The 25335-nt window shown below is 69.4% G+C and carries 23 protein-coding genes and 1 pseudogene; 11 read left to right on the plus strand and 13 right to left on the minus strand.

Annotated features, from left to right (window positions below):
* Window positions 1-106: 106 nt before the first annotated feature.
* On the minus strand, window positions 107-538 hold the full coding sequence (locus ACZ7FF_RS40260; protein WP_470819095.1) for an Hsp20/alpha crystallin family protein: 432 nt from the start codon (window positions 536-538) through the stop codon (window positions 107-109).
* A 127-nt stretch (window positions 539-665) separates the two neighbouring features.
* Between ACZ7FF_RS40260 and ACZ7FF_RS40265 the strand changes: the two genes are divergently transcribed.
* Together ACZ7FF_RS40265 and ACZ7FF_RS40270 are read left to right on the plus strand one after the other, a co-directional pair.
* Window positions 666-1325: a type III effector protein gene (locus ACZ7FF_RS40265; RefSeq protein WP_470819097.1), complete on the plus strand. Its 660-nt coding sequence runs from the start codon at window positions 666-668 to the stop codon at window positions 1323-1325.
* Between the two features lie 984 nt (window positions 1326-2309).
* Complete coding sequence (locus ACZ7FF_RS40270; RefSeq protein ID WP_470819099.1) at window positions 2310-2654, plus strand: MerR family transcriptional regulator; 345 nt, start codon at window positions 2310-2312, stop codon at window positions 2652-2654.
* 292 nt (window positions 2655-2946) lie between these two features.
* Here ACZ7FF_RS40270 and ACZ7FF_RS40275 read toward each other — a convergent pair whose 3' ends face one another.
* The 3 genes from ACZ7FF_RS40275 to ACZ7FF_RS40285 form a co-directional block, all read right to left on the minus strand.
* On the minus strand, window positions 2947-3438 hold the full coding sequence (locus tag ACZ7FF_RS40275; protein WP_470819101.1) for a hemerythrin domain-containing protein: 492 nt from the start codon (window positions 3436-3438) through the stop codon (window positions 2947-2949).
* A gap of 973 nt (window positions 3439-4411) precedes the next feature.
* Window positions 4412-4675 carry a hypothetical protein gene (locus ACZ7FF_RS40280; RefSeq protein ID WP_470819103.1) on the minus strand — a complete coding sequence of 88 codons (264 nt, stop codon included), beginning with the start codon at window positions 4673-4675 and terminating at the stop codon, window positions 4412-4414.
* Between the two features lie 44 nt (window positions 4676-4719).
* Complete coding sequence (locus ACZ7FF_RS40285) at window positions 4720-5289, minus strand: hypothetical protein (protein ID WP_470819105.1); 570 nt, start codon at window positions 5287-5289, stop codon at window positions 4720-4722.
* Here ACZ7FF_RS40285 and ACZ7FF_RS40290 point away from each other — a divergent pair.
* Window positions 5261-6319 (plus strand): PP2C family protein-serine/threonine phosphatase, encoded by a 1059-nt coding sequence (locus ACZ7FF_RS40290; protein ID WP_470819107.1) that lies wholly within the window; start codon window positions 5261-5263, stop codon window positions 6317-6319. The two genes, ACZ7FF_RS40285 and ACZ7FF_RS40290, sit on opposite strands and share 29 nt — an antisense overlap.
* A gap of 694 nt (window positions 6320-7013) precedes the next feature.
* Here ACZ7FF_RS40290 and ACZ7FF_RS40295 read toward each other — a convergent pair.
* Window positions 7014-8258 carry an FAD-dependent oxidoreductase gene (locus ACZ7FF_RS40295; RefSeq protein ID WP_470819109.1) on the minus strand — a complete coding sequence of 415 codons (1245 nt, stop codon included), beginning with the start codon at window positions 8256-8258 and terminating at the stop codon, window positions 7014-7016.
* A gap of 372 nt (window positions 8259-8630) precedes the next feature.
* Window positions 8631-9347 (minus strand): SDR family NAD(P)-dependent oxidoreductase, encoded by a 717-nt coding sequence (locus ACZ7FF_RS40300; RefSeq protein ID WP_470819111.1) that lies wholly within the window; start codon window positions 9345-9347, stop codon window positions 8631-8633.
* A 173-nt stretch (window positions 9348-9520) separates the two neighbouring features.
* Here ACZ7FF_RS40300 and ACZ7FF_RS40305 point away from each other — a divergent pair, with 173 nt between their 5' ends.
* Window positions 9521-10573, plus strand: a complete 1053-nt coding sequence (locus ACZ7FF_RS40305) for an Lrp/AsnC family transcriptional regulator (protein WP_470819113.1) — start codon at window positions 9521-9523, stop codon at window positions 10571-10573.
* Between the two features lie 144 nt (window positions 10574-10717).
* Here ACZ7FF_RS40305 and ACZ7FF_RS40310 read toward each other — a convergent pair whose 3' ends face one another.
* Window positions 10718-12007, minus strand: a complete 1290-nt coding sequence (locus ACZ7FF_RS40310) for a M48 family metallopeptidase (protein ID WP_470819115.1) — start codon at window positions 12005-12007, stop codon at window positions 10718-10720.
* 601 nt (window positions 12008-12608) lie between these two features.
* On the opposite strand from ACZ7FF_RS40310, the gene ACZ7FF_RS40315 reads away from it, so the two are divergent.
* Window positions 12609-13118, plus strand: coding sequence for a LytR C-terminal domain-containing protein (locus ACZ7FF_RS40315; RefSeq protein ID WP_470819117.1), 510 nt, complete (start codon window positions 12609-12611; stop codon window positions 13116-13118).
* Between the two features lie 233 nt (window positions 13119-13351).
* Here ACZ7FF_RS40315 and ACZ7FF_RS40320 read toward each other — a convergent pair.
* Window positions 13352-14223 (minus strand): annotated as a pseudogene (locus ACZ7FF_RS40320) (IS701 family transposase); the annotation flags it as partial.
* A gap of 443 nt (window positions 14224-14666) precedes the next feature.
* On the minus strand, window positions 14667-15836 hold the full coding sequence (locus ACZ7FF_RS40325; protein WP_470819119.1) for an MFS transporter: 1170 nt from the start codon (window positions 15834-15836) through the stop codon (window positions 14667-14669).
* Between the two features lie 318 nt (window positions 15837-16154).
* Here ACZ7FF_RS40325 and ACZ7FF_RS40330 point away from each other — a divergent pair, with 318 nt between their 5' ends.
* Together ACZ7FF_RS40330 and ACZ7FF_RS40335 are read left to right on the plus strand one after the other, a co-directional pair.
* A complete protein-coding gene (locus tag ACZ7FF_RS40330; RefSeq protein WP_470819121.1) occupies window positions 16155-16991 on the plus strand; it encodes a helix-turn-helix domain-containing protein in 837 nt (278 codons plus the stop codon).
* A gap of 50 nt (window positions 16992-17041) precedes the next feature.
* Window positions 17042-17305: a hypothetical protein gene (locus ACZ7FF_RS40335; RefSeq protein WP_470819123.1), complete on the plus strand. Its 264-nt coding sequence runs from the start codon at window positions 17042-17044 to the stop codon at window positions 17303-17305.
* A 535-nt stretch (window positions 17306-17840) separates the two neighbouring features.
* Here ACZ7FF_RS40335 and ACZ7FF_RS40340 read toward each other — a convergent pair.
* Window positions 17841-18599 carry a LysR substrate-binding domain-containing protein gene (locus ACZ7FF_RS40340; protein ID WP_470819125.1) on the minus strand — a complete coding sequence of 253 codons (759 nt, stop codon included), beginning with the start codon at window positions 18597-18599 and terminating at the stop codon, window positions 17841-17843.
* 71 nt (window positions 18600-18670) lie between these two features.
* On the opposite strand from ACZ7FF_RS40340, the gene dapA reads away from it, so the two are divergent.
* The 3 genes from dapA to ACZ7FF_RS40355 all read left to right on the plus strand — a co-directional run bounded on the left by dapA (window position 18671) and on the right by ACZ7FF_RS40355 (window position 21744).
* Window positions 18671-19597, plus strand: a complete 927-nt coding sequence (gene dapA, locus ACZ7FF_RS40345) for a 4-hydroxy-tetrahydrodipicolinate synthase (protein ID WP_470819127.1) — start codon at window positions 18671-18673, stop codon at window positions 19595-19597.
* Between the two features lie 357 nt (window positions 19598-19954).
* The gene (locus tag ACZ7FF_RS40350) at window positions 19955-20449 is read left to right on the plus strand and encodes a hypothetical protein (protein WP_470819171.1); all 495 of its coding nucleotides are present in this window, start codon (window positions 19955-19957) and stop codon (window positions 20447-20449) included.
* A gap of 326 nt (window positions 20450-20775) precedes the next feature.
* A complete protein-coding gene (locus ACZ7FF_RS40355) occupies window positions 20776-21744 on the plus strand; it encodes an alpha/beta hydrolase (protein ID WP_470819129.1) in 969 nt (322 codons plus the stop codon).
* Between the two features lie 328 nt (window positions 21745-22072).
* Here the strand turns inward: ACZ7FF_RS40355 and ACZ7FF_RS40360 are convergent, their stop codons facing one another.
* From ACZ7FF_RS40360 to ACZ7FF_RS40370, 3 genes are all read right to left on the minus strand, one after another.
* On the minus strand, window positions 22073-22738 hold the full coding sequence (locus ACZ7FF_RS40360; RefSeq protein ID WP_470819173.1) for a nitroreductase: 666 nt from the start codon (window positions 22736-22738) through the stop codon (window positions 22073-22075).
* Between the two features lie 100 nt (window positions 22739-22838).
* Entirely contained in the window at window positions 22839-23567 is a 729-nt protein-coding gene (locus ACZ7FF_RS40365) for an SDR family oxidoreductase (RefSeq protein WP_470819131.1), read from the minus strand.
* Between the two features lie 98 nt (window positions 23568-23665).
* Complete coding sequence (locus tag ACZ7FF_RS40370) at window positions 23666-24334, minus strand: nitroreductase (RefSeq protein ID WP_470819133.1); 669 nt, start codon at window positions 24332-24334, stop codon at window positions 23666-23668.
* A 145-nt stretch (window positions 24335-24479) separates the two neighbouring features.
* On the opposite strand from ACZ7FF_RS40370, the gene ACZ7FF_RS40375 reads away from it, so the two are divergent.
* Entirely contained in the window at window positions 24480-25130 is a 651-nt protein-coding gene (locus ACZ7FF_RS40375; protein ID WP_470819135.1) for an FMN-dependent NADH-azoreductase, read from the plus strand.
* Window positions 25131-25335 lie beyond the last annotated feature (205 nt).

Raw genomic sequence — 25335 nt, forward strand, 5'->3', positions numbered from 1 at the left:
CGTCCGTCGCCACCCTTCTTCGAGTCCGCTCCCGTGGATGGCGGAGGACGGGTGAGGGGAGATCAGGCGCCCGTCCTCCGCCGCCGTTCGGTCGGCATCGTCCGGCTCAGCCGGAGATCTCCTTGCGGTCGGATCCCGAGCCGACGGCGATCTTGCGGGGCTTGGCGCGCTCGGCGATCGGGATGCGCAGCGTGAGCACCCCAGCGTCGTAGTCGGCCTTGATCTGCTCGGTGTCCAGCGTGTCCGCGAGCACGATCTGGCGGGAGAAGACGCCCAGCGGCCGCTCGGAGAGTTCCATCTGCACGTCGTCGCCCTTGGCCACGGGCCGGCGTTCGGCCTTGACGGTCAGCATGTTGCGTTCGACGTCGATGTCGATCGCGTCCGCGCTGACACCGGGCAGGTCGAAGGCCACCACGTACTCGTGACCCTCGCGGTAGGCGTCCATCGCCATCGCGGACGGCCGCGACCAGGTGCCCGGGCCCATCAGCTGCTGGGCCAGCCGGTCGAGCTCACGGAAGGGGTCGGTGCGCATCAACATCGAGAACACCTCCAGAAGGTTCGGGCAGTTGCTGCCAATGCGCTTCACTGAAACCGTTGTAACATGTCATCCAATGGATGACAAACAAGAGCGTCATCCGAAAGATGACCATCCGAGGGAGGTGCCCGTGACAGCAGCCGACCGGCCGACCCCATCCAGTCCTCGCCCTCGTGGCCCGGCATCGTTTCTCGCCGCTGCGGCGGCCCTGCACGCCATAGACGACGCCCTGCGCGCCGCCCGGCACGAGGCCCCCAGCTCTCCCGATGTCCCCGACGCCGGCCCGGAGCAGGCCCTGGCCTCCCTGCTGCTGCTACGACAGGTGCGCGAGCAGCTCGCCGGATGGGAAACCGGCCTGATCGAAACCGCCCGACACGCAGGCGCAAGCTGGGCCGACCTCGCCCACCCCCTCGGCGTCGCCAGCCGCCAGGCCGCCGAACGCCGCTACCTGCGAGGCCGGCCCGGACCCGCAGGCACCACCGCCGAGCAACGCGTCCAGGCCACCCGCGACCACCGCGCCGCCGAACGCAGCGCGGTCACCTGGGCCCGCCGCAACGCCGCCGACCTGCGCCGCATCGCCGGCCAGATCACCGCTCTCACCGACCTTCCGGCCGCCGCGCTCTCCCCGCTCAGGCAGCTGAATGCAGCCCTCGCCGACGACGACCCCGCCGCCCTCCTTCGCCCCCTGAGTGCCACCCGCCCCCACCTGACCACCGGCCACCCCGGCCTCGCCGCCCGGCTCGACGCCCTTACGGACTTCGCCGGCCCCACGGGTGCCGCCCCCTACTGACCGATGTGCCGCTTCACGCGCGACGCCGGAACGGGCGACGTCGGAACCCAACTTGCTTCGCCCGGTGCCAGGAGTGATGGTCGCCTCGCGGGTGAGGCGGCGGACCATGGGCCAACCGAACCCGCCGGCGCGACCGTTGAGGTCGGGAGCACGTTCTTGCGGGGGTGACGGGTTGGGGTCGGGGCGGCGACGTGCACCGCCTCCCCGGAGGCGCCGAGTCGGAGGGTGTAGCGGTCGCCGCCGTGGCGAGGGCGTTGGTGGCGAGAGAGCGAGGGATTCCGCCGTCTCAGAGGCCGGAGGCGGATCCAGGCCTTCCGTAAAGGCGCGGGCGACGTTCCGGGCGCGAGCGACACCGGCGGGGTTATCGCCCTCAATCCCGGCAGGGGCCCCGGCGGCCTGCGATGCGGGTCGTCTTCATATCGGTCATGCGCTGCCACCCCACCCTGGATCGGTTGCGCCTCCCGGCTCAGCACATGCCCCCCCCGAGCCGGGAAGCAACCCGGGACAGCACTCTTTCGGGTGTACCTGAGACAAGTGTGTGCGCATCAGCCCTTGAGAAAACCTGTCATCACAGCAGTAGACATTGGCTGGTCGCGGAGTTACTGTTGTGGTCGTACCCAGGAAGTCGAGAGGGCACGGCAGACACGAACTGCCGTGCAAGCAGGTCGAGCAGGACGCGGCCCCGCAGGGGGCCGTGAGCAGTACCCGCGATATCCAGCAGTACACGCCAAGTAACCGAAGGTTAGGAGCGAGACGCCATCAGGATCGCCCGGGCGAGGAAGCCGTCCGCCCGGCTACGCAGGCCCCGGATTGGAAGGTGGTCCCCGGTCACGCATTCACGATCCCCGCAGCCCCGCCCTCCCAGGCGGAACCTGCGGACCTACAAGACCGGCACGATGAGCCGGTAGATGGTGTTGCAAGCTCGGGGCCCGGGTGCCAGCACGGCACCCGGGCCCCCCGATGCGTCCCCGGAAGAAGAGGTCTATGCCCCCAGCCGCAGCCCGTCCCGCCGACCACCTCGACGATGACGACTACCCCGCCTACACCATGGGCCGGGCCGCCGACATGCTCGGCACCACCCCCGCCTTCCTGCGTGCCCTCGGCGAACACCGCCTGATCACACCTCTGCGCTCCGAAGGCGGCCACCGCCGCTACTCCCGCTACCAACTGCGCATCGCCGCCCGCGCCCGCGAACTCGTCGACCAGGGCACCCCCATCGACGCTGCCTGCCGCATCATCGTCCTCGAAGACCAGCTCGAAGAAGCCCAGCGCATCAACGAGCAACTGCGCACCCAAGGCCCCGAGCCGCAGTCGAAAACCTCAGCCTGACCGGACCCGGGCCCGAGCCGGGCACTGACAGGCACTGAGGAGGTAAGGGCTTCGATCACCATGGACCACCAGAGCCGGCGGTGGACCTTTTGACCAACCACGCGCGGCTATCTGCCAAGGACCGGGTCGGCCGACGCAACCAGTACACGGCCCACCACGATGGGCCGTTGCCGGTCGACGAGGTCGGCGAGCGCCTGGGGATCGCGCCGACGTCGCCAGCCAGCCTCGGCCGGGCAGTGAAGCGAGTCCTGGGGGCCGAGGCAGGCGTGGGGCGCCCTTCGCTGGGGCGAGGTCAGGAGTTGACGATGCGGCGCACGTGGTCGGCCGAGCCGCAGCCGGCCTTCAATTGACGCTCGCGCTCCTCCCAGAACGCCGCGCCCAGCTCCTCGCGTCGTTCCATCGCCACGTTCTCACGCGCGCTGTTGAGAATGGTGCGTTCCTCCTCGTCGGCGTGGTGGGTAACGGCCTCCACCAGTTCCTCCAGCTTGGAGTCCCACTCATCCGAGCCGACCTCCTTCACCTCCAGGAGGTCCAGGAGGGCCTGATTGCCCTCGTTGTGTTCGTGCTCGCCGTGTTCCACCTCTTCGTCGTCGATGTTCTTGTACCTCTTCAGGGCGGGATAGACCTTGGCTTCCTCAGCCAGCGCGTGGGCGATCAAGAGGTCCGCGAACTCCTGAAGCGCCGCGGCCCGGTCGGCCTCGACGCTGCGCATCAGCCGGAACAGGTCCTCCATGCGCCGGTGGTCCTGAAGGATGAGTTCGACGACGTCCTGGGTTTCGACCATGGCAGGGCATCACTTCCGTGCGATCGGTTGGGGCCACTGTCGTTTACCCTCACCCTCCGCGTTGATGACTTTCGGCTCCGCACCCACAGCATCCCGTCGGTGCCGGGCTGGCCGCGCCGTCCTCACCCTGGCCGGAAGGGGACGCGAGCACGCGGCCGACGGTCGAGGGCCCCTGAAGGCCGCGTACACCCCCTTCGGCTCTGCCCCGGCGCCTGCCGAGGGCACCTGGGTACCCGTTTCACGGCCACTGACGGGACCGCGGATGCCACACACGATGGTTCGTTGGCTGGCGCCGCCCTCTCCCATCCTGTCCGCGCTCCGGCTGGATGAGCATGGCCACGCGCCGCGGGTGCTGGCCCATCCGCTGAGCGACGGCCGGTGCGCCGTGCCGGACCGGCGCCTGGACACCACCGCTGCGTCCGTGGACACGTTCGCTTCCGGCGACGGAGCGACCTGGCGGCGCGGGTCGGGGGTGTGCCCCCCTCGGCCGGAGCGGGCGCGCCGCGGGGCGCAGCTGCAGCCGCTCGAGCGCCAGCCGGCCGTCCTTCCACACGGATCAGCTCGCCGTCGAGGTCGGTGCCCGCGGGCAGCTGCGCGAGCGCGGCCGCCCGGATCTCGGTGAAGGCGTCCGCCATGTCGGTGGCCTGGCGTGAGCGCAGCAGCACCCGCCCGTTCTCGCGGACGGCGAGCTGGGCGCGGAAGCCGGCCCAGGCTGCGCCGCCGCCCCGGCGGGCAGCAGGCTCCAGGTCACCGTCGATGCCTTCCACCGCGGTTGGCCGCCGTTCGGGTGCCTTCGGGCGTTGTTCGACGGGCGGAGGAGTCGTCGAGAGAGCGGCCGGGGCGCCGGTTCCCGCCCCTGCGCGGGCCTGCAGTGGCAGCGGCTGGAAGCTGAAGGCAGCTGCCTCCCATCCCGGGCCCTGAGCGGCCGAGCGCCCGCCGCACGGTCGATGGCGGGCGCGGTCCGGCGCCTTCGTCAGCTGGCGTTCTTCACCGCGTGCAGGGAGCCGCTGAGGGTGCCTTCCTGCTGTTCGTAGTGGGAGAGCGCGAGGCCGAGGCCGATGAACGTCGGCGCCCATTCGCCGACGAAGATGCCCCACCGGTCGGCACGCTCGACCCCGGCCTTCTCGGCCTTGAGGCTTGTGCACCAGGAGACGAAACTCAGGCCGATCGAGGCCAGGCCGGCGATGTAGGCGTGCTCGCTGCGGATGCCCATGTCGTGCATTTTCTTGATCACCATGGGACGGTCTCCATTCTTTGGGGGTCTTCTGTCGGAGTAACCAGCTACCTTTCGCACCATTCACCTGATAACAGAACATTTGGTGTGATGCGTGTCTCGACCCGTTCCGTGTCCCACACGGACGCGAGGTCGGCGGTGTCGGCAGGGCTCATCCCGGCGCAGGTGATCCGGCACCCGAGCCCGCCGAGCAGCGGTCCGCCCAGCGCCTGGGGCACGTCGTCCGGCGTCCGCAGCCGGACCAGAACCCCGGCGTGGTGCGCGCGCTGCTGCTGCACGCCGCGCAGCACTTCGCCGGTGACGAGCCGGGCCCCGTCGTCCACCACCGGCGCCGCGAAGACGCAACGGTCCGCCAGGGCCGGCGCCCACGCCAGGTACTGAGCGAGCACCCGATGGGCCAGCGGCCGGGACGCCTCCCAAGGCGCGCCCTCGGGCAGCTGGCGGGTTCGCGGCTCCAGCGGCCGGAACCCCGTACCTGCGGAGCGGCGGATCTCCGGATGCGGGGGCGAGTGGAAGGCTTGGTGGATGGCCTTTCGAACCTGGGTGGATCTCCGGCGCGTGTGGCAACCGGGGCTCGCACCCGCGCTGATGGTGATCCCGATCGGGTTGATCGTCACGGTCTGTGTGGTGGACGTGTTGGCTCCGCCGCACATCCACCTCGGGCCACTGCTGGTTGCGGCGCCGGCGATCACCGTGGCGTTCGCCGGGGCCCGGGTGACGGCGCTGATGGGAGCGCTGGCGGTGGCGGCCCAGGTGCTGATCGGCGTGCTGAGAGAGGGCCTGTCCACCGCCAACATCCAGGCGCAGATCATCGCTCTGATCGTGGTTTCGGCCGTCTGTGTCGGCATCTGCGTGATGCGGGACCGGCGCGAACGCCAGCTGCGCCGGGTTCAGTCCGTCGCCGAGGCGGCGCAGAGCGTGCTGCTGCAGCCACTGCCCGCCCGCACCGGCCCGCTGCGGATCGCCAGCCTGTACATGCCCGCCGAGGAAGAAGCCGATCTGGGCGGAGACCTGTACGCGGCCGCGCGGACCGACCACCGCAGCACCCGGCTCCTCATCGGCGACGTGCGCGGCAACGGACTCGCCGCGATCAACAACGCCGCCCTGCTGCTCGGCGCCTTTCGCGCCGCCGCCCACCGGCAGGCCACCCTGTCTCGACTCGCCATCCATCTGGACGCCGCGCTGTGCTGGGACACCAGCCAGTGGCGGGCGGAGGAAGAGCAGGACACCAATGAGGACTTCGCCACCGCGATCCTGCTCGACATCCCCGACCACGATCCGGTCGTTCACCTCATCAACTGCGGGCACCCGCCGCCGCTGCTCCTGCGAGGGACTCGCATCACCCCGCTCACGCCCGACCCGACCCATCTTCCGATCGGATTCGGCGGTTCCTTCGGCAGCGCCGCCTACGAGGTCCAGACGTTCCCGTTCGAGGCCGGCGACCTGCTGCTTCTCTACACAGACGGCGTCATCGAGGCACGCGATCCGGGCGGGCTCTTCTATCCGTTCACCGAACGTGCGGCCGAGTGGACCAAGGACGACCCGGACGAACTCCTGCGCTTTCTTCGAGATGACCTACTGGCCCATGTCCAGGGGCACCTCGGCGACGATGCGGCCGTAGTCGCCATCCGGCGCCTGGCAGTCTGATCTGCGACCGCCTCTGCCCAGGGGGCCATGAAGGCCCACCGGTCCGGGCCCCAGCGAAGGTGGTCGGCTTCTCGGGCCCGGGCCACGCGATGGTCGCACCAGCACGGCCGCCTACCGCTTGGCCGGCCCACTTCGAGGCGCTCTCCCACCACCTCATCGAGCAGGCCACACCGAGCGAGGCCAGGGGAGCGCACGCCGCCGGCCCGGTCTATCAGCGTCGGCTGGCTGAACTGCGCGCACAGAGCGCTGTCGCATCCGCCTCACCGAGGCGAGCGCCCGGCACGCGTAACGCCGGTAGAGGAGCGAAGGGAAGCAGCATGACCGAGTGGATCGACCCGCGGGACGTCCGCCTGGTGGGCGGGCTGGAAGCGCGCTCAGCAGCATAAGCCCGGTGACCAGGAGCCCAAACCCGTGAGCGGCTTCATCATCCCGCGCCGGGCCCGATAGACGCCCGTCCCGCCGTGCGGACGGGCATGAGTTCTCCGGTTCAGGCGTTGGGACATGCGGAACTGCCGGGAACCGACCCGCATCCCGACCGGCGTGACTGCGAGCGGGAGGCCGGCGCGGCAGGGGCCTGGTAGCGCCCACGGTGGGTGAGTGGTTCCGGCGATGTCCGGGCTGCTGTCAGGTTCGGAGGGGGCCCGACAGCAGCCAGGGGTCCTGCACCGGCTGAGGCTGGGCCTGGGCGGTCCGGTCAGTGTTGCTGGTGGGCGTTGTCTGTCGGTGGCGACTGCGGTGCGGGCAGCCGTTCCTGGCCGACCAGGCGGTGACCACGCTCGGCCGATTCGCGGACGGCGTCGAAGCCGTAGTCACGCATCTCGTCCTCGTAGGCCCGTAGGGCGTCGGTGAGCGGTCGCCCGGCGGTGACCTCGACGAGGCGGGACGTGAGAACGCGGGCGTCGCGCAGCGCGGTGTTCGCGCCCACGCCGATGGCGGGGCTCATGACGTGGATGGCGTCGCCGAGGAGCGTGACCGCGTTCGTTTCCCAGGCGGTGACGGGCACACTGGAGCGGACCGAGACGGGGAAGATAGAGGCCGGGTCCTGGTGGGAGACGATCTCGGCCAGCCTGGGGTGCCAGCCCTCCAGCAGCGACAGGGTCGTCGCCTGGAGCTCGGCGCCGCTCATGGCGAACAACTGCTCATCGGTGCAGGGTAGTTGCTCGCGGCGGCCGCCGAAGACGCAGGCGAGGTAGTCGCTGTCGTCGCTGAGCTCGATCCCGGGAGCCAGCCTCGCGGCCACCGCGTGCTGCGGCTCGCGATACTGCACCGGTGCGAGCCCGAGGAAGCGCCGCTGCGGGCCGATCACGGTGGTCCACAGGCCCAACAGCTCGGAGGGGACCAGCTCCCGGGCCGCATCGCCGGTGAGCGGGACCTTGCCGTACAGCAGCCGCAGCCCCGCGTCGACGACCTGGGCCTGGGGCAGACGCTGCCTTCGGGTTGCCGAGTTGACCCCGTCGGCACCGATCAGCACGTCCCCGGTGGCGCTGGTCCCGTCCGCGAAGTGCGCGGTCACCGTGCCCGACCGATTGGTCTCGTAGCGGGTCAGCGCGGAGCCGTAGTGCACGGACTTCTCCAGTCCGGCCAGCAGGATCTGACGCAGCGTCCAGCGGTTGACCGCCAGGTGCCCGCCGCCCGGCAGGTCCTTCACCCCCAGCAGCTCCTGCGCGTGCAGCAGGCCCAGCCGGTGGTCGAAGGAGTCCATCCGCGCCCCGGGGGTTCCGGCGGTGGCGGCGAACACCTCGAACGCCTGCGGCGTCAGCAGCGCCTTGAGTGCGGTGATGCCGTCCGGATTGATGCGGACGCGATAGCCCTGGTTGCGGAAGTCGGGGCCGGGGTCCTTCTCGTGGACGGCGACGCCGATCCCTGTCCGCTGGAGCCCCTGTGCGAGAGCAAGGCCGCCCAGGCCGCCCCCGGCGATGATGACATGCAGATCCGACACAGTTGTGTCCCTTCTCGATCATGAAACGAAAAGGGACGCACCGGACGTGCCTCAACGGGCACCGTACGAGCGAGTGACCGCCATCCGGACTACCTACCGGACCGTGACTTTCGTACGTCCGTCAATGACCGTAACAGACAAGTTGGCCCCGTCAACCCCCGAACCGAGGCGATACCTGTTGCCCCGATGCCGCCTCCATGTGCCTGCCCGCGGGGGCTGGCACACGGGGGGGGGAGCCGGGTGCGGCAGGGCCCGGAGGGCAGCCGTCAGATCCGGCATGCTCCAGTGTTCTTCGATGGCGATGATCGGCACGATCTCCTCCTTGAGGCCGCTCCCAGCCGGTGAGCGGCGAGCTGGGGTGGGCCGCAGCGGCTACCAGGGGACGGTCTGGCCGAAGCGGTCCAGATACGCCAGGCCGGGCGTGCCCAGTCGGGAGAGCAGGACGTCGACCAGCAAGGGGACGGTCTCCTCGATGGTGAACGGCGCGTCCGGACCCCCCAGGGCGGTGCGTATCCAGCCCGGCGCCATGAGCACGAAGGAGCGCTGCGTCTCACCTTGCCGGGCCGCGAAGCTCCGCAGGAACATGTTCAGGGCTGCTTTGCTCCCGCGGTAAACCTCGCGGCCTCCCGTCCTGTTGTTCGTGATGCTGCCCTGTCCGGAGGACATCGCCCCGATGAGTCCCGCAGGGGACACCAGGTCTTCGAGGGCTTCGATGACGCGCATGGGGCCGAGCGCGTTGGTGACCATCACATCGATGAAGTCGGCCGTCGCAACCGCGCCGATGGGCGTCTGCTCACTGTTGGTCGTGCCCGCATTGACGAAGAGCACGTCGAGTCGACGGTGCGCCAGACGTTCGTGCAGCGGGGGCAGGAGGCCCGGGTCGTTGATGTCGAGATGCTCGATGGCCACCCTCCCGTCGGCGTGGCCCGCGAGATCGTGCAGCGGCGTTCGGGCAGTGGTGTCGCGAACGGTGCCGACGACGTTCCAGCCCCGGTCGAGGAACTCCGCCGCCATCGCGTGACCGAGGCCGCGCGAGGCCCCGACGATGAGAGCGGTCGGTGGGTGTTGTTCGGTGGAGGTCGATGACATACAGCGTCATCTCCGTTCTTCGAGCGTTGGACTCCGTACGGGCATCGGTCGAGGCCCCGGGATCGGCGCAAGGCGGTGCCCGCTGCCGCGGCCCTTCAACCCGTGCGGTTCAACTGTTTCGTCCGCAGCGCATCACAGGCGAGCTACGCGGGCTCGTTTGTAGGATTGGCGACATGGCACGGGTGCTCATGACGGAATCCGCTTCGATTCAGCCCGATGATGTGCGAATCATTCGTGCGTTGCAGATCGCTCCGCGGGCTTCGTTCGCCGCGATCGCGACGGCCCTCGGCCTGACGGAGGGCGCCGTCAACCGCCGGTATCGCCGCCTGCGCGCCGACGGCGTCATCCGCGTGGCCGGCGTGGTGAACCCGGGTGCCCTGGGGCAGAGCAGGTGGCTGGTGCGGCTACGCTGCCGTCCCGGCAGTGTCGCGGCGATCGCCGACGCGCTCGCCCAGCGTGACGACATCAACTGGGTGGCCCTGGGTGCGGCGGGCTGCGAGGTCACCTGCGCGACGCAATCCCGGACGCGGGAACAACGCGAGGACCTCCTGGGGCAGCGGCTTCCCCGCACCGCGGCGGTGATCGACATCAACGCCTTCGCCATGCTCCGCCAGTTCCTCGGAGGCCGCGGCCACTACTGGTCCGCCCTGCAGGGCACACTGTCCCCGCAGGAGGAAGCAGCGCTGGGGAGCGGCGGACCCCCTTTCACCGAGTCCCCGGTCGTCACGCGCGAGCCACTGCGCCTCACACCCCAGGACGAGAAGTTGCTCGATGCGCTTGCTGCGGACGGCCGCGCCAGTCTCGTCGATCTCGCCGCAGCCGCCGGCCTCACTCCGGGACGCGCCTCGCGACGCCTTGAGGCTCTGCTCCGACATCGCGTCGTCCACATCGACGTCGAGATCGCCGCAGCGGCCCTGGGCTATCACGCTCGCGCGCACCTCTGGCTTCGCGTGCACCCGTCGGCGGTGAAGAGCGCGGGCCGCACACTCGCGCAGGAACCCGAGATCGCCTTCGCCGCAGCCATCTCCGGCCCCTGGAACATCCACGCCGTCGCACACTGCCGAGACCTCGACGAACTGTTCGAGTTCACTTCGGATCGCGCCGGGTCCCTGACCGGGCTGCAGAACATGGAGGTCTCGCCCGTGCTGAAGTACGTCAAGCAGGCTGGCACCCGTCTCTCCGACGATCGCCTCGTCAAGCCGTCCAGCGCTCGCGCGCGACGCTGAGAGACTGTGCCGCGACCAGCCGCTCAGCGGGTGCCGAACCCGCTGAAGCCCCTTCCGCGCGAGTCGGAAGAGGCGCGCCGCGACCCAAGGGTGGCCGTGATAGTCCCGGCAGCGCGTAGGCGATCGCCTTCGATGGCGGTCTCGTCAGGCCTTGGCCTGAAGTTCCTCGGTTATCGAGGCCCGGGCGGGCAGTAGTTCCGCATCGATCGCCTGGGCCTCAGCGCTGCTCACCGTTACACCCGGTTCGTGGTAGGCGAGTCTGTTGACGTACTGAATCCGCAGGTAGGTGGGGGGATAGCCGTTGCCGGCCGCGTCCCCCCGCAGGCCGGAAAGGCGCAGCCGCCGCTCCCGCTCCGAGTCCGGCACCGACGCCAAGTAGGCAGACAAACCTTCCCAAATGTCATATTCTCCTCGGGCGGACCGTTCGAGTGCGAAGACCGCTGTCTCACGCAGCAGCAGGGCTCGCAGCAGTCCCTCCACCGAGTGAGCGGAGGCGACTCGGGCGGCTGCCTCGTCCGCTCGGTACTCTGCCTGCCCCCCGGAGCGATCACTCAGACGGCCCAGCAGGCTATGGGTCTGACGTGCGCCGTACGCGAGGAGCTCCTGGAGCGGTCTGGCGAGCATCGCGCCCATGTTGGCCATCGAGGTGCTGTTGCCCTGGCGAGTGCCGCCGCCGGGTGCCCTGAATGCTTGCGCGTCAAAGACGTTCTGCCTGTCGGTCTGCCTGTCTGGGCCGGGTCTGAGCACGTCGGCCCAGACGCTCAGCCCGTCCAGAGCGGTCTGAATCCAACGGGCGCCGCGGGAGCCTCCCCTTGCGGCACGGCTGACTTCGTGAGCAAGGAGAGCCAGCCGCTGGTCCGCCGTAAGGCTCTCCCACAATGGCAAGCCCAGCACGAGTATCCGACGCCGGCGCAGTCCCACAGTCGTGCAGCGGGAGCCGTACTGCGAATCGACAGCGATCAAATCAACCGAACGGCTGCCGAGGCAGGAGGCGATTCTCTCGGTGACCGCATACAAAGTGGAGGCGGCGGCGCGGTCGATGGTGTGCTTGGGCATCTGCCCGAGACGCGGACGCAGCACGAGGGCGAGCAGCAATTCGACGGCGCCCAGGATCCGCTCGGGCCAGGTACCGGCCACCAGCAGCCACACGCCCGTCCCTACGAGGGCGACGGTGAGCAGGTTGACGGCGGTAGCCAGCGCAATCGCGCCGTACCAAGCGGCGTTCGGCGCCGCTGCCCCCGTTCCGTCCGCCAGTATTCGATGGAATATCCGCTCCTGCCGGGCCAGCGCACGAGCCCGGCCCTTCCCGTCGCCATCGCCGCCGCCGGGGTCGAGGTTCCAGTCGCAGGCCGGGCACCACACACTGAATCGGGGGTCTGCGGCCGGCAGCGCCACTTGGCACTGAGGACAGGTTGGGTCTGCGTCCTGATACACGAAGGGATCATGACTCTGGAGGAAGGCGCAGCAGCCGGCGGCCACCGAAGGTTTACATTCCTTTTCCTTATGTCAAGAGCGGGACGGGACCTGGCCGTCAACAGCTCAAGCCGTCGACACGCCTGGTAGATGCATGCCGCGCACACCCTGCTTCCGGCGCGTGCGTTCGCGCCCGTCGCCTCGCTCGCGATCGCAGGTCAGGACCTCGAGCGAGACTTCCGTGTCCTGCTGAGAGGGGGCAGGAGACCGAAAAACGGAGGCGGTCCGTGCGATCCGGACGGTCACCGGCCTCAGTCTCTGGAACAGCAAGCTCTAGCTGGACAGTGCACCGGTAGCGGTCACGGAGCTCGATCCGGCCCCGTGCGGAGGGCCATGACCCAGGTCTGCCAAGCGAGTTGCCCCCCGTCAGTCGAACGTCGACCGACCGCATCACCTTCACGACCATGCAAGTCGCCCAGGACCCCTACAACCCAACCTCCTGGCTGGTGCCGGGGCCGAACGCGCATCAGCTCTTCAACGCGATCGCGAACGACCAGTCGCTGACGCCGACACCTCGACGTCGAAGCCGCCGCCGGACGCCACCGCTGCCACCAACCAACCGGTGTACTCGTCGACAATCGAGATCCACGTACAAAACGGCACCGGCACCACCGGTCGCGCGACCGCAGTACAGAACGAGCTGGCCGACAAGGGATTCTCCCATTCCGTCGTCAACCGGGACCCGACGCCGAGCATGACCGCGAGCAAGGTGGAGTACTCGACCTCCGACCCGATCTACAAACGTGAGGCCCTGCAGGTGGCCAGCGCCCTGGGCCTGCCGTCCTCCTCGCTCGCCACTGCCTCCGGCATCACCTCGATCCACGTGGTGGTCGGCCCCGACCTGAAACCCAACGGCGGCCCGTCGGCCCCCAAGCCCCAGGCGAACACCGGTGCGGCGACGACCGACGCCCACACCGAGAACGCAGGCGACACGGTCAAATGTGCCCCGGCCAGCCCCTGGCCCCTTGGCGGCCTCCCACACTCCGCCGCGGCCTATCAGGGCCTCACCGTCGCGCAGGCCTACGCGAAAGCCACCAAGAACGGCATCCGAGATTCGGACAAGCACAAGTGATCGAGCTGCAGGGGGCAGCGCTCGCGGAAAGACCCCCGTCGTGGCTTCAAAGAACTCCTGGCCGAAGATGTTCCCGAGACGGTTGCCGAACCAGACGATGGCGAGGGTCCGCTGGTTCTGGCCGCCTCCAGAACTCTTGGTGGGACTCCGTTAGGGCTGTCTCGATCGCGGCCTTGTGTGTGTCCTGCTGGGCAGGGGTTGCCGGCAGGTGGTGCAGACACCGGTCCAGCACCTCAAGACGTCCTGTAGGGCGTCGAGGACTTGGTAGGGGGAGAGACCGGTCCGGGCACTTTTGGGGCCAGGCGCTCTTCGGTGAGGAAGGCGTGGGCGGCGGTCACGAGGGTGACGTGATGGTGCCAGTCCGGCCAGGAACGCCCCTCGCAGTGGTCCAGGCCCCGGCCGTGCTTGAGTTCGCGGTAGTCGTGCTCGATGCGCCGGCGGACCCTGGCCAGACGGACCGGGCCGGCGATCGGGGTGTCGGCCGGCAGGTCGGACAGCCAGTAATCGGTCGGCGCCTCGGCATCGGCGGGCCATTCGACCAGCAGCCAGCAGTCGGGCAGGACACCGTCCCACCAGCCCTGTTTGGCCGAGGCAGCCGCTTTGATGGGGCGCTCGACTGCTTTGCCGGCCGGACGCACGCGCACGGCGGCAGAGCGGGAACGCAACTCACCTTTCAAGCCGTGCCGCCAGGTGAGCGGTGCGAATGCCTGCGGTCCTGGGCCGGCGGCCAGGTCCGCCACCGATGGTGCTTTCTGCCGGTAGCGGGGCTGGGGCCAGCAGCCGACCTCCCCGTTGCGGTCCGGGGCCACGGGTTCCGCCTCGAAGGGATGGGCGCTCACATCCGACCGGATGGCCAGGACGTAGGCAAGCCCGCGCTCGGACAATGCCGCCCGCAGCTGTGCGTTGGTGCCGTAGGGGCGCCGGCCACCACGGCCGGAGGCCTCATGCCCCAGCCTGCCAGCGTGTCGAGCATGTCCAGGGCAAGGCGCCAGTTCTCGCGGTGTGTGACATCCGCCGGAACGCGGGCCAAGGCCCGGCGAGCGGTGTCCGAGGCCCACTCCTCGGGCAGGAACAGCCGCCACTGCAGCGGACAGGACGCCGCATCACGACGCGCGCCGTGAGGGGGAGTCTGCCGAGCAGGTCAGCCTCAATCTCATCCAGAACTGCATCGTCCTGGCCGTCAGCAATGGTCAGGTGGGACACGATCTCGGCGAACTGACCCCGCGTGCGACGAACGGTGCCGGCAGCGGCGGGTGCTGCGACGCGCGTTGCGCCGCTACAGCGGCAATGGCATGCGCCGCGGCCACGTTCGCCACCTGCAACGGATCGGCACCTCGCGACACATCCCTCGTTCAGCCTCAAGTAGACGATGACACAGACGAGTTGGAGGACCCTCTAGTGGAGGTCGGAGCTTATCTCGTAGCCAATGCGCAGGCGCTTGAACTGGTCGGCCGGGCCACTGCTGTTCTGACTAGTGCAGAGGCGGGGTTGCGTGGAGCATCCGGGAAGCCGGCCCCCGGGACAGATGCTCCGGCACCGGATCGCGCTTCAGCGATAGCGTGCCCGCCCCACTGCCGCGGCTACGGTCAGGGGGATGGTCAGGAAAGCCGCGGTCCAGAACAGGGGCCGGTAGTCGTGTGTCTGAGCGGTTGAGGCGACCAGGGCGCTGGCGGCGGCGCTGCCGACGTACAGGGCGACGCCGAACATGGCCACGCCCGTTGCGCGGGCCGTCGGGGACAGCGCCGTGGCCCACGACTGGATCGTGGAGTGCATGAAGGACCACCCGCCCCCGAGGAGCAGGGCGACCGGGACGAGCGTCCCGGTGGACCGGCTGTACCCGGCGAGCAGATACGCCACGGCCATCTGCACCCCGCCGGCCACGATGAGGCCGACGGGAGACCACCGCCCGACGAGCCGCTTGACCACCTGTGCCGCCGCCATGGAACCGACCCCGTACAGGGCCGCCACCGCGCCTGCCAGGGTGGTGGGAACTCCATGCGCCTCCAAGGCCGGGGCCAGGTAGGTCAGGAAGCCGAGGAGCACCGCTCCTTCCAGCATTGCCACCGCCATCACGTACCACTGCCAGGGAGACGACAGCACCACGCGGAACGGTGCCAGGAGTGATACGGACGGGGCTCGCTCGGGCTCGGGCAGACGGCGCAGGGCCACCGCCAGGTAGGCGGCGAGGACGCCGGGCAACGCGAACACCAGCCGCCAGGTCAGGTAGTGTGCCAGCGCTCCGGCGACGACCGTGGCCACGGCGGTGCCCAGCGCGAACGCGGTCATCAGCTCGCTGAGCGGGCGCTGCCGAATCGCGGCGGGCACCGTGTCGCCCACGTACGTCAAGGAGGCGGCGATGGAGGCGGCGAAGAACGCGCCGGCCACGGCGCGGGCTCCGATCAGGACGGGGGCGTCGAAGGCGAGGGCTGAGGCCAGGGCTGCCAGTGCCGCGCCGGTGAGCGACACCCGCATCACCCACACGCGGCCCCACCGGTCGCTGGCCACTCCCCACACCGGCTGCATCAGCCCGTAGGTGAGGTAGTAGCCACTTGCGGCCAGCACCACGGTGGGGAGCGGGGCCCCGAGCCTCGGGCCGATGAGAACCAGCATGGGCGCGATGCAGAAGCGGTCGAAGTTGCTGACGAAGCCGGCGGTGCGCAACAGCCGCAAGGCGGACGCGGGCAAGGCTGCCGGCGGAGCCGACGTGGTGGTGGTCACGGGGTGGACGCTCCCTTCCGAGGCAGTTCGCGGAGACTGAGACGACCGACCCTGGGGGATGCGGTCCGCGACCAGTTCAGCACCGGGCCCCTGGGGGCGTAGCCCGCTGGCTATTACCATCACTCATAGCCTGCCGATTCGGCATCGTGGCTGGTGACGGCAGCATTACACGTGGGCGCCCGCGGCCGGGCGGACGCCCGCCATGCGGAGGAGAGGCACCATGACGCGCGGCAGACTGTCGACCCCGGGCAGCTGCGCACCGTCGACGGCGGACCACGGTTCCTCGCCCGCGATAGCCGGCCGCCGGTGTGGTGGCCGGTGATTACCGCATCCGCACCTCCGGGCGAGTCCCCTCGCCGGGAACTGGGCGCCTTCCTGCGGTCCCGCCGTGAACGGCTCAGGCCGGGGGACGTAGGCCTGCCGGACGCACCGGGCCGCCGGACACCGGGGCTGCGGCGGGCCGAAGTCGCCGAGATCGCCGGTATCAGCGTCTCCTGGTACACCTGGCTGGAGCAGGGCCGGGTGCGCACCACGGAGCAAGTGCTGAGCGCGGTGTCGCGGGCGCTGCGGCTGGACGCCGCGGAAACCGCGCACGTCCTGTCGTTCGTGGACGCCGACAGGCCGCCCGCAGACGCCCCCACCTGGGTGTCACGCAACCTGCTCACTCTGGTGCAGACCATGACACCGCACCCCGCCGTGGTGCTCGACCCGCACTGGGACCTGCTGGCATGGAACGCCGGGTACGCCGCGCTGCTGACCGATCCGGCACGGCTGCACCCCAAGCAGCGCAACCTCCTGTGGCTGGTGTATCGCTGGCCTCCGGCCCGCACCCTGCTCGTCGACTGGGAACACGAGGCCCGGGCCCTGCTCGGGCAGTTCCGGTCCCGGGCGGCTCGCCGGCCGAACGATCCGCGGTTCGCCGAACTCATCGGCGAGCTCCTGTCCGACGGCGAGGCGTCCCGCTGGTACGAACGCCGGGAGACCGCCGGATTTCAGCCCTCGGTCCGCCGTTTCCGCCACCCGACCGTGGGCGAACTGCGCCTGCGCTACGTGAAGTTGGCCGCCGTGGACGAGCCCGGTCACCACTTCCTCGCCTATCTGCCCGACGACCGGGACTCCGAGGATGCCCTGCGCCGCCTTCAGGCAGGCGGATGAGCCCCGTCGGCTCGGTCGTTCCACGACGCGGACCGCGGTCCTGCAAACTGGTGGTCCAGATTCTGGGGAGCGGCGTCCAACTGGGTCCTTGGGACTCCGTCGACCGCATGGCCATGGCCAGTCATGGTGGCCACGGCCTCCGACTCATCGCGATGCGTGTGCTGATGGGGGCCGGCGGGGCGATGATCACGCCGATGGCGCTGGCAGTGCTCCCGGTACTCTTCCCGCAGGACGCCGAACGAGGGCGGGCCGTCGCCGTCACCGCGATGGGCATCATGTTCAGGCTGCCGCTGGGTCCGCTGCTCGCCGGATGACTGCTCAACCACTTCTCCTGAGGATCGATCTTCCTCAATAACGCGCTGGTCGTCGTCCTCGGCCTGATCGGCCTCTCTCTGGGGGCCGGAGAGCAGGGACCCGGCGGCGCCGCGCTCGCAGCACGACAGGTCCGCCGGCCGGTGCCCCCTGCTCGCACGCCGCCGATCCGGCTTCAGGCGTAGCGCGCGAAAAGGGCCTGAAGGAATTCCTCCAGGCGCCGGCGCACGGAGAGATGCTCGGCCGGGTGACCGCGTACGCTCGGAGGGCGCCGCAGCGACCCGCTGCACTGAGTGCGAGAAGTCCTCCCTCGAAGCCGGCTCCTGCTGAGACCGCATAGGTTTCTCCGGTCTGCGTCCCTGGCTAGGTAGCACCGCCCGTGGTGCCCACCGCTGTTCGTGCCGCCGCCACGAATGCCGCGATCGCCGGGTGCGTGCCGCCGCCCGCGCGGAAGGCGACTTTCGAGCGACGGAAGAGGGGCAGCCGGGTCAGTACCACGCCGTCGGGGGCGTGTGCGGTGGCCATCTCCGGTACGAATCAGGCACCTTGCCCGATGGCGGCCAGTGCCAGGACCGTACGGAAGTCGTTGACCTGGTGGCGGATGCGCGGCTGGAAATTGGCCGCCTGACAGGCACGTACGGCCATCGCGTGACCGGTGGTACCGTCCCGGGCCGTGATCCATGGCGACGTGGCCCACGGTCCCAGCAGTTCGGTCAGCGTGTCGCCGCAGAGGGCAGGACCGGTCGCGAGAGCCCTGTCCGTGGGGCCGCCTGTGGCCAGGTACATCGGCTCCTCCAACAGGGGCACCTGGTCGACCGTGGTGTCCGGGGACGCGGGCACGAAGTCGTAGTCGTGGACGAGGGCCACATCGAGTTCGCCGGCGCGCAGGCCGTCAGAGACCCGCGCAGAGTCGATCTCCTGCACCATCGGCTCCAGCGCGGGATACCGCCTGGCCAGCTCGGCCAGCGCGGCGGGCACGATCGCGTGGGCGCCGGAGGGGAACGTCCCGATCCGCAGCGGTCCCCCGATGCCCTCGCGCGCCTCGGCCAGCTCGGAGACCGCCAGTTCGAGGCGTTCGAGGACCGCGTCAGCGTGGGTGACGAGGGTGCGGCCCGCGGGGGTGAGCACCACCCGTCTGCCACTTCGTTCCAGCAAGGGCACGCCCGCCTCGCGCTCAAGCACGCTCAGCTGTTGGGACACGGCCGAGGCGGTGAAGGCCAGCGTCTCGGCCACGGCCGCGATGGTGCCGCGTCGGTCCAGTTCGCGCAGCAGGTGAAGACGTCGGACATCAAGCATAAGGTGAGCTTACGTATAGGCGAAGAAATATGAACTGGATCTACTGGGTTTGCGTCGGTCAGGCTGGGCGCATGAAGCCCGAAGCCAACCTCAGCGGCCTGTTCGTCCCCCTGGTCACCCCGTTCACCGACGACCTGCGCCTTGCCCCGGACGCGCTCGCCCGGCTCGCCCATGAGGCGCTGTCAGTCGGCGGGGCTCGCGGAATCGTTGCCCTGGGCACCACCGCGGAGGCGGCCACGCTGACCGCCGAGGAGAAGCAGGCCGTGGTCCGCATCTGCTCGGCCGCCTGCCAGGCACACGGAGCTCCGCTGATCGTCGGCGTCGGCACCAACGACACCGCCGCGGCCATCACGACACTGCGGGAGCTCGCCCAGAGCGGTGACGTCACCGCGGCGCTGGTTCCCGCGCCGCCCTACACCCGGCCCGGTGAGGCGGGAACGCTGGCACACTTCTCGGCACTCGCCGAACACGGGGGCCTGCCACTGGTCGTCTACGACATCCCGTACCGCACCGCGCAGCCCCTCAGCACGGAAACCCTCAACGCGCTCGGGCGCCTACCGGAGGTCGTCGGCGTCAAGTACGCGACCGGCGCGATCGACGCAGCCACGATGGAACTGCTCGGCTCGTCGCCGCCGGGCTTCGCGGTGCTCGGCGGTGATGACGCCGTCATCTCGCCGCTGCTCGCGGCCGGCGCCCGCGGAGCCATCCTGGCGTCGGCCAATGTCCGCACCGCTGACTACGCCGAGCTGATCTCGCTGTGGCAGCGCAACGATGCCGGACCGGCCCGCAGGCTGGGAGCCGAACTGGCCCGGCTGTCCGCCGCTCTCTTTGCAGAACCCAACCCGACCGTTGTCAAGGGGGTGTTGCACGCCCAGGGCCGCATCCCCAGCCCGGCCGTCCGGCTGCCGTTGCTGGCCGCCTCCGCCGAATCGGTCCGGCGGGCGACGGACCTGTCCACCACCCGGACCCATCAAGCCCACCAAGAGGCCGCGGCCTGACACAGGCACAGGGTCCCCCGACAGGGAACCCGCGGACGTCGATGCAGGCCGACTACGCCCGCCTACTTCCACGCCACCACACCCCCACAGGGGCGAGTCTCCAGGCGGGCGGGTCGGTCCATCACGTGGACCTGTCGGCGGGCTGTGATGATGAAGTCGGGACGATGCGCACATGACTGATGAGATCCGGAAGACATACCTGCAGGCTGCCGAGAAGGCGGTGCACCTACTGGCCACAGAGCAGGTAGCCCGGGCGCTGGGGGACCGAGTCCGTGCTCCCCGGCATGTCAGTGGGTGGGCTGGCTGGCCACCTTGCGTGCCCGCAGTGAGGAAACTGCCGCGGCCGGCCCAGCCGTTGTGGCCGAGCAGGCTCGGGCAGCATGGGTGCGACTGTCCCAGCGGCTGGGCATGGAGTCGGACGATCGGCGGGTGGCTGTCCTTCACCGGCCGGGAGAAGAGATGTTCCTCGACGGATACCTGCAGACCCGTTGCGTCGAGCTGGCGGTGCACCTCGATGACCTCGCGCTCAGTGTCGAGGCGCCCTGCCGGGTGCCCGATGCTGCGCCTGCCATCGCGGTGGATGTGCTCGTTGCCGCCGCCCGGGACCGGCACGGCGACCAAGCCGTGCTGCATGCGCTCGCCAGGCGTGAGCGTGACGTTGGCCAGGCGTTGCGTGTGCTGGAGGGCTACCGCGCTCCAGACGGTGCTGTGGTAGCACTAGATTGGTCGGGGCCCCTTCTCGCCGGCGGCGGCCGCGGACGCGGCGATGCGCGAGGCGATGCGCTTGTGCATGTCGATTTCCCCCAGGTATGCGGTTGGTCTGTAATGGTCGGCATCGCCCCCTGGTCGTGACGGCACCCCCTTGGCGTGGCGTTTCCCCGCCGTTTGCAGCCGTCTCCGTGGTGAGCGATGGCCAAAGCCTTTCAACCGAAAGTAGAACGCGACCCCCCCTGTGTCCCGCTCGGTCACAGAGCTGTGCACCCAGCTGCGGAATGTCGAGGGCCGCTCCTGGAAATGCAGCGACGGAGAATGCGTGGCTATGCTGGAACAAGCTTCATGCGGGCTTGAGCCAGGGCTTCAGCTCCACTGGCCGCCCCAAGACCTGAGTGCACCGCGACCTTCTCAAGCGTCGTGGCGCTCGTCGCCATGCGCTTTTCGAACTTCCAGGAAGTTTTCTCATGGCTGCTCAGACTGCCTCCATCGTTCTTGAACCCGAGGCCCAGGAGCTTGCCGAAGCAACCTCGCACCATCCGTTCCTGTACGAGCTGAATCCGACCGCAGCGCGCAAGGTCCTCGACGACCTCCAGGCCGCGCCGGTCGACAAGCTGTCGGTTGACGAGGAGTGGGTCACCGTATCAGCCGCCGTAGGCGACGTACGGGTCCGTATCGTCAAACCGCAGGGCTCCACCGGAATGCTGCCCGTCGTGTTGTACATGCATGGCGGTGGCTGGGTGCTGGGCAATGCCGGCACCCACGACCGCCTGGTGCGGGAGTTGGCGGTTGGCGCACGCGCGGCAGTGGCCTTCGTGGAGTACACGCCGTCACCCGAGGCCCACTACCCCGTGGCCATCGAGCAGGGCTACGCCACTGCGCAGTGGATCATCCGCGAGGGAGCGTCCAAGGGGCTGGATGCACGACGCATGTCGGTGGCCGGGGAATCAGTTGGCGGGAACATGACCGCTGCACTCGCCCTCATGGCCAAAGAGCGCGGTGACGTCAAGTTCATACAGCAGTCCATGTACTACCCGGTCACGGACGCAGCCATGAACACCGGTTCCTACGACCAGTTCGCCACCGGTTACTACCTGAGCCGCAAGCTGATGGAGTGGTTCTGGGACGCTTACACGACCGATGCGAAGCAGCGCGCTGAGATCACCGCGTCTCCCAACCAGGCAACCATCGAGCAGCTCTCCGGCCTGCCGCCCGCCCTGCTCATTGTCGACGAGGCCGACGTGCTGCGCGACGAAGGTGAGGCGTACGCCGCCAAGCTCCGAGCAGCCGGCGTCCCGGTCACCACAGTGCGCTACGACGGCACGGTCCACGACTTCATGATGCTCAACTCCCTCAGTCAGTCTGAAGCCGCCCGCGGAGCCATCGACCAGGCCACGGTGTTCCTGCGCAACGCCCTCGGAACCGACCAGGCCTAAATGCTGCGGCCGCGGAAGCTTTACGTTCGAACCGGCCCCAAGAGGTGCGAGTTTCTGCAACATCTCCTGCCCGATTGGACCCGATGTTCGGCAGTGGCACATCGACATGTTCGAAGGTCGTTGTCCGGGCGTAGCGTGTCGGGTACGCGCCTGATCGGCACTCTGGCGTACATGGCGCCTAGGCAAGGTCCGGCACCTTTGACCACCGCTCCGGCCGCTTTTCGCCCCTTGTGCCCTGGTGTGCGTGCCGTGAGTGGTGTCATCTGGACGTGGGCGGTCAACCCAACGCCCATGGGTGACCGATCCCGCATGCCGGAGAGCGCTGATCCTAGTCTTCGACGAAGGTGACGGTCTCGCCGAGCGGGGCCCGGCCCGTATGCCTGTAGCCCACCGTGTCGTCCTCGAACCCGATCGACATGCCACAGAAGAGGATGAGCTCGTCCGGGGGCGCCAGAATCTCCGCAACGGTCCTGCGGTACACCGACCACGCCATCTGCGGGCAACTGTGCAGTCCTTCGGAGCGGAGCAGCAGCATGACGGTCTGCAGGTACATGCCGAGGTCGGACCATTGGGGCCGGCCCATGTCGCGGTCGATGTAGCAGAACAGGGCGGCGGGCGCGCCGAAACAGTCCCAGTTCGCGGAAGCGGCCCGCTGACGCGCCTCCCAGTCCTCGCGCTCGATGCCGAGGGCGCTGTAGCGCTCATGGCCGAAGGCTGATCGGCGTTCGTGGTACGGGGACTTCAGTGCGGCCGGGTACATCTCGTACTCCCGCTCGTCCCAGGGGTCGCCTGCGGCCACGCGCTCACCGGCGCGCCTCTTGAGCTCGGCCAGCGGCCGGCCGGTCAGCACGTAGGCACGCCACGGCTGCAGGTTCGATCCGGACGGCGCCCAGGCCGCGGCGGAGAGCACACGCTCCAGCACAGCCCTCGGGACCTCCCGGTCGGTGAATCCGCGAACGGCTCGTCGGCTCGTGACCGCCTCGTAGACGTCCAGGATCATCCGCCTCCCTCGTCTGCTCCGGGTGACCCCTCGTGGCCAGGCGTGGGCACAAGTGGCTCGCTGCGGTCTGCACACCTCACGGGGTGGGAGCGGGTCAGGAGAGCCAGTCGGTGTAGCGGGTGGGGGCGAGGTGGGCGTTCTTGTCGGTGAGGACGTCGCCCTGGACGGCGGCGAACATGCCGGCGGTGGGGTCGGTGACGACGGTGCGGTTGTCACCCTTGTGGGACAGGGTGATGCGGCCCAGTTCGTCCAGGGGGAAGATCTCGGGGCCGGCAATGTTGTGGATGCCGTTCAGCGGTGCGCCGACGGCGACATCCGCCACCGCCTGGGCGACGTCCTTGGAGGCGATGGGCTGGATCGGTGTGGCGGGCAGCCGGACGGTGTCGCCGTCGGCGGTCCAGGACAGGACGGCGTCCATGAAGTCCATGAACTGCGTGGCCCGGACGATCGAGTAGGGGATCGGGCCGGCCGCGAGGATCTGCTCCTGCAGCAGCTTGGCCTTGTAGTAGTCCAGCTCGGGTACCTGGTCCGTCCCGACGATCGAGAGGATGACGAAGTGGCCGACGCCGCCCCTCCGGGACGAGGCCAGCAGGTTGTCCATCGAGGTCTGGAAGAACGCCGGGGAGGCTTCGTCGAAGGTCGGGGAGTTCGTCAGGTTGACGACGACATCGGCGCCCGCCACCGCGTCGTCCAGTCCCTGTCCGCTGATGACGTCGATCCCGGTGGACTTCGAGTGAGGTACCGCCTCGTGCCCGGCGGCGTTCAGGTCCGCGACGACCTGCGATCCGATCAGCCCGGTACCGCCGATGACTGCGATCTTCATTGAGTGCCTTTCTTCGGGAATATCTGGGCAAATATGACATGTGGGGGCACTGTGTGAGTGCGGCAACATGCGCCTCGATCGGCTGAGGAGCGGTGCCGTCAGAGACCGTCGACGAAGGTGACCGTCTCGCCGAGCGGGGCCCGGCCCGTGCGTGCGCCACGTGCCGTGGCGTCTTCGAACCCGATCGACATGCCGCAGAAGAGGACGAGTTCATCCGGGGGTGACAGGACCTCCGCAACGGTCCTGTGGAACTTCGCCCAGGCCATCTGTGTACAGCTGTGCAGTCCTTCGGAGCGGAGCAGCAGCATGACGGTCTGCAGGTACATACCGACGTCGGACCACTGCGGCCGCCCCATGTCGCGGTCGATGTAGCAGAACAGGGCGGCGGGCGCGCCGAAACAGTCCCAGTTCGCGGAAGCGGCCCGCTGACGCGCCTCCCAGTCCTCACGAGCGATGCCGAGTGCGCCGTAGCGCTGTTCACCGAAGGTGGATCGGCGCTCGCGGTAGGGAGACTTCAGTGCCGGTGGGTACTGCTCGTACTCGGGCTCGTCCCACGGGTCGCCCGAGGCGAGGCGCTCGCCGGCACGCTTCTTGATCTCGGCCAGCGGCACGCCGGTCACCACATAGGTGTGCCACGGCTGGAGGTTCGATCCGGACGGCGCCCAGGCCGCGGCGGACGCCACGCGCTCCAGCGCCTCTCTCGGGACCTCCCGGTCCGTGAAGCCGCGCACCGCTCGTCGGCTCGTGACCGCTTCGTAGACGTCCATCGTCCGACTCCTCGTGCACTCGATGTCGCCACTATCGTTACAAGCGAGATAGTATCACTCAATACTATCTCGTGTTTGACTACCGCCGGGCACGAATCCCTGCCCCTGTCTCCCCGCCCCGGGCACTGCACTTTGGAGATGGACCATGGCCACGCTGCTGCACATCGACTCGTCCGTGTTTCCTCACGAGGCGTCCTCGTCGCGTTCGATCACGGCCGCTTTCCGCAGGGCGTGGGAGGAGGAGCACCCGGAGGGCACGGTGATCTACCGTGACCTCGCCGCCGCCCCTGTCCCGCACATCACTGCCGACGCCTGGTCCGCCGGATACGCCGCCCCCGCCGACCGCACCCCGGAGCAGTCCTCTGCATTCGCGGCGCGTGTGGAGCTCATCGAGGAGCTGGAGCAGGCGGACGCCGTGCTGATCGGTGCCCCCATGTACAACTTCTCGATCCCGTCGACCCTCAAGGCGTGGCTGGACAGTGTCCTCCTGCTCGGCCGCACTGCCGGCGAGGATCCCTCCGCCCAGGGAACCCCGGTGGTCGTCGTTGCCAGCCGCGGCGGCTCCTACGTGCCGGGGACCCCGCGCGAGGGCTACGAGTTCGTACGGAACTACCTCCAGGCTGTCCTCGAGGGCATCCTCGGCCTGGACCTCGACTTCATCGTCCCGGAACTCACCATGGCTCCCCGCAATCCGGCCATGTCCGAACTGGTCCCCCTCTACGAGGCCTCCCGCAAGCGCGCCTTCGAGGACGCGACCACCAAGGCCGAGGAACTCGCACAGCACCTGACCGTGTAACCCCGTGGCGTCAGAGCTGACGTCCTGGGCCGGGGCGCCGCACGGCATCCTCGTCGGTGGTGCTCTCTCTGGCAGGAACAGTGGCGTTCAACCGCTGGCGGCCGGTGGCCCCGCACTGGGGGCGGCTGGGGTCCCGGCTGCCGGTGCGGCGCGCCCCGAGACGACGGCGCTGCGTGAGGGGGTGAACGGTGGACCGCCAGGCGGG

This window comes from Streptomyces sp. NPDC037126 (genome assembly GCF_055605965.1).